The sequence below is a fragment of the Candidatus Binatus sp. genome, from assembly GCF_030646925.1.
Classification (GTDB): Bacteria; Desulfobacterota; Binatia; order Binatales; family Binataceae; genus Binatus.
The window spans coordinates 1-8234 of the sequence record NZ_JAUSKL010000077.1 but is presented as its reverse complement, the minus strand read 5'-3'; the positions used below and the strand labels follow the sequence as shown (position 1 = coordinate 8234).

The following is an 8234-nucleotide window of genomic DNA, read 5'->3' as shown; positions in this document are numbered from 1 at the left end:
CCCGAACTGACGGTGGACGTGCTTCATAAGATGATCGAGCGCGGCGAGCCAGTGCTCGTTCTCGACTCGCGCCCATACTCCGAGTTCGAGGCCTCGCATCTCCCCGGCGCACGGAGCGCGCCGATTGGAGAGATTGCGCGTGCGGCGGCCGATCTCGCCTCCGATCCGTCGGTGCCAATCGTGACCAACTGCGCGGGCCGAACGCGAAGCATTATCGCCGCGCATCTCCTGCGTCGGATGAATCTGCCGAATCCGGTATATGCCCTCAAGGGCGGGACCGGCGCCTGGCGGATCGCGGGATGGGGTGACGAACTCGCGAGCGGCGCCGATCCTTCGCAAGCACGGCCGTCGCCGTCGTCAGTCGCCGCGGCCGATGAGTTCGCCATGCGCCTCAGAAGCGAGGACCGTATCGCGCTCGTCACGCCGAGTGAGATGCGCGCGCGAATTGCGGCTAATGAGTTGCTTTACATCCTCGACGTGAGATTGGGCGAAGAATACGCAGCAGGCCATATTGCGGGCGCGCGCTTCTGCAGCGCCACTCAAGTCCAATTCATTGCCGATGCGCTGGTCGGCGTTCAATATGCTCCGGTAGTGACGATAGGCGACGGGCACGCCCGCGCAACAGTGGCAGCGTCCATCCTGAAGGGCATGGGCTACCAAAACGTGGCGGTGCTCGAGGGCGGCTATCTTGCGTGGGCGGCGTGCGGCTACGAAACAGAAACGGGCGCGCCATTCGAGGTCGATTATGGGCAACCGGCATGGCTGCCGCGCTTCCTGCAGGAGTTCCCGGCCGAACTTGGACAGCCGCGCGAACTACCCGTACCGAAGATCGAAAACGCCCGCGAGCGCGCAACCTTCGTCTCCGCCGACGCGCTGCGCGACACCCTGGGAGCGACTCCGCTTCCCGTACTAATCGATTTGCGGGGCGCCGGCGCGTTCGCGACCGGCCACATTCCGGGCGCGCGATGGATGTCGCGCGGATGGCTGGAATTCAAGATTGCGGAGTCGGCGCGAAGCGATGCGCGCGTGGTCCTCTATTCACGCCGCGAGACGGAATCGGTGTTGGCGGCCGCGACGCTGGCCGCGCTCGGCTATCGTAATGTGGCAGTCCTGCAGGGCGGATTCGAGAACTGGAAACGGCGCGGGTTCGACGTAGAAGAGGGTCTCGGCGCGCAATCCGAACTCGAAGAGATCGCGGTCGCCGAAATCGGGTTGTTCGGCGCGGGCAAGTTCGGCTACAGCAATGAAAGGATGGCGCGCTACCTGAAGGACGAAGAGGCGCTCGGGCGGCGCTATCACCGCTCTTCTTGAACCGTCCCGACGCCGATGAGCGCTCAAGCGCGGGCCGGCGGCTACCGCGCGCCGCTTTGGCCGCTTTTTCCGATCAGCCGCGCTACTTGTCCCTCGATGATCGTGCCCTTGAAAAAATCCGGATTCGCTTCGGCCCACAGCCGAACGGGATTCTCGAACACAAAGCGCCGGAAATCGTCGGCCCCGATCGTCTCGTGCTCGACCATCTCGTGCGCTTCCTCGACGACCTTGGTCATGTCGGGCACGTCCCAATGTCCCATGTCCGAACTGAAGATGGCGTTGAGCCGCGCGCCCAACGGATTGCGCCGCGCGTCGAAGGCCGAAGCGGTGATCGGATCGTCGGCTTCGCAACCGAAGTAGAAGTTCGGGACGAACCGGTCGCGGAGGTCTTCGGGACAATCGACGCCACTCAGTTGCCACTCGTCCAGCATCGTCTGGTCGGCAGCCGGATATTCGCGTCCTGTTCCTGCCACACTCGGATTCGCGCGCATCGAATCCAGGTTCCGGCGGACCCGTTCATCGCCATATTGCTCGTAAAGCGCGAGTAGCATCTCGCGGTCGAGATTTGCGGGATCGTAATTCTCCATCGCCCGGATGTTGCGTTTGTCCCAGTGGCCAAGCAGGTCAGCGTATAGCGAGCAGGCCCATCCGACTCCGCATTCCAGAAACGCAAACTTGAGCGAAGGGAAGCGCCGCGTCACACCACCCATGAACAGCGACTTGCATAGCCGATCGGAAATCGCCGCGAAGTGGCCGATATGGTTGAACATGTAGTTCGAGATCGAGTCGCGCCCGAAAAGTCCGATGGCAGGCGAGTGAAAGGTCGCGGGCACCTTCAGCTCGACGCATTTCGCCCATAGCGGATCGTAATCGTGCTCGCTGTCGAGCCCGAAGGTATCTATCCAGCGAGCATAGCGCCCCATCTTGGGATGCTCGCGCACTACAGCGGCGATCGGGCGGATCACGTAGGAGGCCATCATTACCGCTTTCATCTTCAGTTCTTTGACCGCGTACTCGAGTTCCTCGATCGCTTCCTGCGGGTTGTGCATCGGGATGACCGCAGCCGGCGTCAGCCGGTATGAATATTCGCGGAATACGTCGGAGTTGAACCGGTTGAAGGCGCGGCAGGCGGCTCGCCGGACTTCCTCGTCGTTGATGTGCGGCGCGAACATGCCCTGGGTCGGGTAGAGGATCGCGAAATCGAGCCCAATCTCGTCGAGCCGCTCATACATCAGGCGTGGCAGCGTCGCAGTCGCGCGGTCGAGCGTGTTCTTGGTCGGGACCGCCCACCATGGAGGGCGAAAGAACCGGCGATCGCGCCGCTCCTCGGGGCTAAGCGCGTACCATCCCTGGTAGTACGACGTATTGGCGCCGCCGGTGAACCGATCGACCACCCGCGCGCCTCCGACGTCTTTCAGATAGTCGAGAAAGCCGGGCGTGAACTCCACCGTATGATGTCCGTCGGCATCGACGATCGGGTGATCGAGACGCGAGCGTATTTCCGCAGATTTTGACCGGCCGTTTGAATTTGCCATGAGTGCCTCCTGAGCCGCCGCCTAGCTTTTGACGCCGGCCGCAGAAACCGGTGCCTGTGCTTGGTGGCGCGAGTCGGTAGAAGTTCCGTTGGTGCGCGATGGGGTTGCGGCGTTTGCGCTCGCATCGTTCGCAACCGGGGCGGCGCCAGCGGGCTTGATCCCGGCCGCCTCCTGCGCGATCGATTTTGCCGCGGCCAAATCGTAGTGGGTGCGCGCGACCGAGCGCTGAGCATACATTCCGCCGCCCGCCAGCGACTTGGTGACCATCTCCCATCCGCCCATCGCATCGGCGGTGAGATCGCGGATGAGATGGAACAAACGCATACGATCCTCACCCGGGACGTCGGCGCGAGCGCGCATATATTTATGCACGTAGCCGGCGGTCTCAGGATTTTCGAGGTCGGCGACCGTGGGCGCGGTCACGACCAGTGCACCCGCGATGTCCTGAAGATTTCGCACGACTTCGTGGTAATGATACGCGGCGAAATACTTGGTCACGTTGGTGAAGAGCTGGTCCGGCTGGACCATCCCGTCGGCGTTGAAGCCGGTTTTGCTCCACGCCGCTTCGGCGCCTGCGCGAATCATCGTGGCATAAACGATCATTTCGTTGATCTTGTCGCGAATGTGCGGCGTCTTTTCGAGTCCGTTGGCCTCCGCGATCAGCGCCGCGAGTCCGACCATCAGGTCCGCCTGATGAGCCGACCCCCAAAGGCCGCCCGCGCGCTCCCACAACCCCAAAGAGTGTGCGAGCAGCGACGAATGTTTCACTTCGCCGTCGAGGAACACCCGCTCGGTCGGCACGAAAACATCATCGAAGACGACGAACCCCTCGGGCATGCTGCGCTTGCCGCTAGCCGGGAAATGCCGCGCATCTTCGACCCGCGGAGCGTAGGTGGTGTTGAGAATCTTGATGCCCGGGGCATTGACCGGGACCGCAAACGCGACGGCGTACTGCTCCTCGCCGGGTTTCATATGCTTGGTCGGGAGCACGACGATTTCATGCACCACGGCGGCCGACGTGATGTGCATCTTGCAGCCGCGCACCACGATTCCGTCAGCCTTGCGGTCCACCACGTGCACGTAGGCGTCGGCGTCGGGTTGCTTGGAAGGAGCGAGCGAGCGATCTCCTTTGGCGTCGCTGATGGCTTCGCAAACCCGCAAGTCCTTGCGGCGGCAATGATCCACGAACTTTTCGATCCGGCGCTTGTACTCGGGATTTGATTTGGCCAGTTCCGGCGCCGCAGTCATTAGCGCGAGCACAACCGCCGCAAGCGCGAAGGTGATGTCGGCCTGGCTGCCCGCTTCCGCCCGCTTGGCGAGATCGTCCTTCGAACTCGGCATCGCGTACATCGGGTTGTATGCGCCCGGCTCCGTCGAGTAGAAGCGCTGATAACCCTCGGCGACCCAGTCGATCGCGGTACGCATACAAGGTTCCTGCGTAATGTCCGCGATACTGTGGCCATCGACATACGTCAGCCGCCCGTCGCGCAAAGACTCACGGTATTGCTCAGCGGTCATCATCGCCATATTTTCCTCCAGGTCACGCGGCATCGCGCGCCGGTCTATTTTCCGCGCACCGGCGCGGCGTCTTCAGCAGGCTCGGCCGGGCTCGGAGCAGGTTGTAGCAACGCGGCCGGAATTTTTCCGATTACCTGCTCGCGTTCCAGTTGTTCGATCTCCTGATCGGACATTCCAAGCACCCGGCGAAGGATTTCCTCATTGTGCTGGCCAAGTGCCGGCGCAGGCATCCGATCGTGCATCGGGGTCTTCGAGAATCGAATCCCGATACCGGGATACGGCTTACGTCCGACATGCTCGCGATCAAGGTACTGAAAGAATCCGCGTGCCTTGAGATGCGGGTCTTCGAGCAAGTCGGCGGGATTGAGCACCGGGCCTGCCTTGAGGCCGGCGCGCTGCAACTGATGCGCGAGTTCGTCGCGATCCTGATCTCGCGTCCATGCAGCGATCAATTGATCAAGCGCGTCGGCATTGTTTAGACGCGCTGCGGCGGTCGCGAACCGCGCCTCGCGGGTCCACCCCGGATTTGCCATCAATTCACCCAGCCGCTTCCATTCCTCGTCGCCATCGATCGCGATCACGATCCAGCGGTCTTCGCCGCGCGCCGGGTAGCATCCGTGCGGCGCCATCCGCCAATGGCGGTTGCCCACGCGGTTCCAGACGCGGCCGTTCATCTGATAGTCGAGCTGCGCCTGCGCGGTGGTGGGAACCACCGTCTCGAGTTGCGCGAGATCGATATGCTGCCCGCGCCCGGTTCGGGCGCGCTCGTCAAGCGCGATCATGACCGCTAATGCGCCATGCAGCGCCGACAGGGTGTCACCGAGCATCTGCCCCGCGAACGTGGGCGGGCCGTCTTCACGGCCGGTCAGATGCGCCAGCCCGGCAAGCGTCTCAGCGACCTGCGCGAACGAAACGTAGTCCCGCCACGGACCGGTCAAGCCGAATCCGGTCTGGGAACTCATGATCAACCGGGGATTAATCTCCCGCAGAACCTCATACGCAATCCCAAGCTGCGGCATCACGCGGGGGCTGTAATTTTCACAGACGACGTCGCTACAGGCGACCAACTGCTTGAACACCTCGACCCCGCGCACCGACGCGAGGTTCAGAGTCAAGTCGAACTTGTTGCGCTGAGCCGAGTTGAACAGCGGCGAAGTTTCCCACCACTGTTCGATGTTGCGATCCGCCAACGTCGCGCGCCAGTTGTCGAGGCGCTGGATCGCTTCGATCTTGACGACCTCGGCGCCGAAGTCCGCGAGAATCATCGCGTTCAGGGGGCCAGCCCACCAAGTGGTGAGATCCAGTACTCGGATGCCGGCGAGTGGCAGTTCAGACGCCGCGGACTTCATTAGATGATTCCTTCCCGCGTGAGCGCGGCGAACTCGTCCTCGCTCAGCCCGAGCTGCTCGAGATAAATTTCGCGATTGTGCTCGCCGAGCAGCGGTGCCCGAGTGGTCCTGAACGGCGTGACGCCCATCTTGAAAGGCGCCGCTGGGTAATCGAGGGAGCCGGCCGCGGGGTGATCGATCCGAACGAAAGCCTGCCGCTCCTTCAATTGATCGAGTCCGAGCAGCTCGTCGGCCGTCGTGAGGAATCCGCTCGGGACGCGCATGCCCTGGAGGAGGTGAAAGATTTCCGCTCGCGAATGTTGAGTGACCCAGCGATCGATCAGATCCGTGGCGCGGCTTTGCTCGGTACTGGAGCCTACGGTCGGCGGAGCAAACGCGGGATCGTCGAGATGCTCGGACAGTTCCATCACATGCGCGCAGATTTCGCGCTGCTGATCGGTCGTGGCACAGAGCGCAGCCCATCCGTCGCTCGCCGGACGGTAACAGTACGTTGCCGACAGCGTGGTGCCCAGACGGGCGATCAGAAGGTCGCGGTACGCGTAGGTGGTTTCGTAGTAGCGGCTCGCCGCCAGCATCGCTTCCATCGCCGCCACCTCGACCAGTTGTCCCTCGCCGCTGTTTGCCCGCCACGCAAGCGCCGCGAGCGTTCCCGAGGCTGCGAGCAGACCCGGCGCCATCGCGGTCGCCAACTCGCCTCGGGTGCGGGTAGGCGGATGATTGGGTTCGCCCGACTGGAACAGCCATCCGCTCATCGCTTCCAGAACCAGCTCGCAGGCTTCGAGGTCGCGGTACAGTCCGTCTTTTCCAAACGGCGTGATCGAAGTGACCACCAGTCGCGGAAAGCGCTCTTCGAGGTCGGAATAGTTCAGTCCCAGATGGTCGGCCATGCTGGGCGAGAAGGTTTCCATCAAGACGTCCGCCCGCTCGAGCAGGCGATCGAGGATCGCGCGGCCCACCGGTTTCGCCACGTCGAGCGTCACGCTCTTCTTGTTGGTATCGAGAAATAGCGAAGTCGCGCCGCAGTTAGGATCGGGCCGGTCGTCCGGAAACGGTCCAACCGCGCGCGTGGGATCGCCGCTGCGTGGCGGCTCGATCTTGATGACCTCGGCGCCGTACGCAGCGAGCAGGCGCGTCGCATAGCCACCCGTCGCGTTGGTGCTCAGGTCAACGATTCGGAATGGTGGCTGATCGCTCACTGGCGGCGTTTCCTTTTCCAGCGAAGACCGTATCGATTTTCGCAGCACTATTGAAAAAGTGCTGAAAGCTCTGGTTGTAGCGGTAGAAGAGGTCCAGCTTGAGCCCGTCCTCGCCTCTCGCAAACGGCTCTGCCAGGGCATAGTTCAGCGTGTTCAGCGAATGGCGGCTATCGGGATGCCCGTTGGTAGCGCGGATGTTTTCGATCATGTCGCGCCATCCCGCGTAGTCCATTTCGAGCCAGAAGTCCGCCTGCGCGAGTCCTTCCGCGTTTGTCTCGCGTACCTCGCTGCACTCGAAGACCTCGAAGGTAACGAGATAGCACCTGTGGAGGTCGGATATGTGGATCCCGACCACCGCATCGCAGGTTCCGATGTGCACGTACGACGGATCGTGGTTCACCAAGTCGCGCAGCGCGTCGAACCATTCAACCGAGGGAAATACCGGCATAAATCACGTCCTGAGCCCGGGAAAAACCCGCTCGCGCCGCTCGGGTAGGCTGGCTTGTTCAAGCTGCTCGAGGTAATCGTCCACCTGCCGACTGCGCAACTCGCCGACCCGCTTCAGCCCTTCTCGGACGCCTGCGAGTCCTCCGCCAAGCAGGATCGCCAGAGCCTCGCGAAACGGCGTATCGCGATGCCAATCCTCGGTGAGCGCGACCTCGCCGCGAACGAGATAAGAGTGAACCTGTTCGCGCCGCTCGGGCTTCTTTTCCAGCATCCCGCGCAGCCGCACGGTGCCGTAGGCCAACCATCGCTCCATATCTGCCGCGCAAAGAGTAAACAGCGTGCGATCGCCTTCGCTCGAAGAGAATTTCGCTCCGGCCTTGTACAACGTGCGCGCGAAACTTGCGTGAGTGATGTGCAGCAGCATCGAGGTTTCGTTGAAAGTTTTCGAGTCGCATAGCAGACGCAGGAACTTTCCCGACGACTCGAAGCCGAGCCGGCCGCCATTGACCACCGCGCGCTTGCGAAACGCCTCGAAATGGCGGCCTGCCTCGAACTCCTGTACTGCCATCAGCAGCTTCACTTCGTGGAATCCGTAGCTGATCTCGCGCAGCCAGCGCGCGATTATGTCGAGGCATACGAGCGCATTTTCGCTGAGCACGGTGGTGAATTGTGCCATCGCGAGTTCAAGGTCCGGCGCGAGCGGCTCGATGCTCTCCCACGGGATGTCGAGCGAGGGCCTCCAGCGATGCCGGATGCCTTCCTCGTACAAGTCTGGAACCGCATCGGTCCACAACTCGGCTTTCTCTCGTACCGGGTTGCCAATCCCAATCGCGCCCGCGCGCGGTATCGACCCGCGCGCCATCTCGCTGTCGTTTTCG

General features: G+C 62.6%; 7 protein-coding genes. 1 reads left to right on the top strand and 6 read right to left on the bottom strand.

From position 1 onward, the window contains the following. Nucleotides 1-1311, top strand: a 1311-nt coding sequence (locus tag Q7S58_RS13635; RefSeq protein ID WP_304826542.1) for a rhodanese-like domain-containing protein, incomplete at its 5' end; no start/stop codon positions are given. A 41-nt stretch (nucleotides 1312-1352) separates the two neighbouring features. On the opposite strand, the gene Q7S58_RS13630 is transcribed toward Q7S58_RS13635, so the two are convergent. The 6 genes from Q7S58_RS13630 to Q7S58_RS13605 all read right to left on the bottom strand — a co-directional run. Beyond that, nucleotides 1353-2846, bottom strand: a complete 1494-nt coding sequence (locus Q7S58_RS13630; RefSeq protein WP_304826538.1) for an amidohydrolase family protein — start codon at nucleotides 2844-2846, stop codon at nucleotides 1353-1355. A gap of 21 nt (nucleotides 2847-2867) precedes the next feature. Beyond that, the gene (locus Q7S58_RS13625) at nucleotides 2868-4373 is read right to left on the bottom strand and encodes a 4-hydroxyphenylacetate 3-hydroxylase N-terminal domain-containing protein (protein ID WP_304826535.1); all 1506 of its coding nucleotides are present in this window, start codon (nucleotides 4371-4373) and stop codon (nucleotides 2868-2870) included. Nucleotides 4374-4408: 35 nt separating this feature from the next. Continuing rightward, nucleotides 4409-5713, bottom strand: a complete 1305-nt coding sequence (locus Q7S58_RS13620; RefSeq protein WP_304826531.1) for a CaiB/BaiF CoA-transferase family protein — start codon at nucleotides 5711-5713, stop codon at nucleotides 4409-4411. Next, complete coding sequence (locus tag Q7S58_RS13615; RefSeq protein WP_304826528.1) at nucleotides 5713-6909, bottom strand: CaiB/BaiF CoA-transferase family protein; 1197 nt, start codon at nucleotides 6907-6909, stop codon at nucleotides 5713-5715. The genes Q7S58_RS13620 and Q7S58_RS13615 overlap by 1 nt, the downstream gene beginning before the upstream one ends. After that, entirely contained in the window at nucleotides 6878-7357 is a 480-nt protein-coding gene (locus Q7S58_RS13610) for a hypothetical protein (protein ID WP_304826525.1), read from the bottom strand. Before Q7S58_RS13610 ends, Q7S58_RS13615 begins: the two co-directional genes overlap by 32 nt. A gap of 3 nt (nucleotides 7358-7360) precedes the next feature. Beyond that, the coding region (locus tag Q7S58_RS13605; protein WP_304826522.1) for a hypothetical protein at nucleotides 7361-8234 on the bottom strand (874 nt) is incomplete at its 5' end.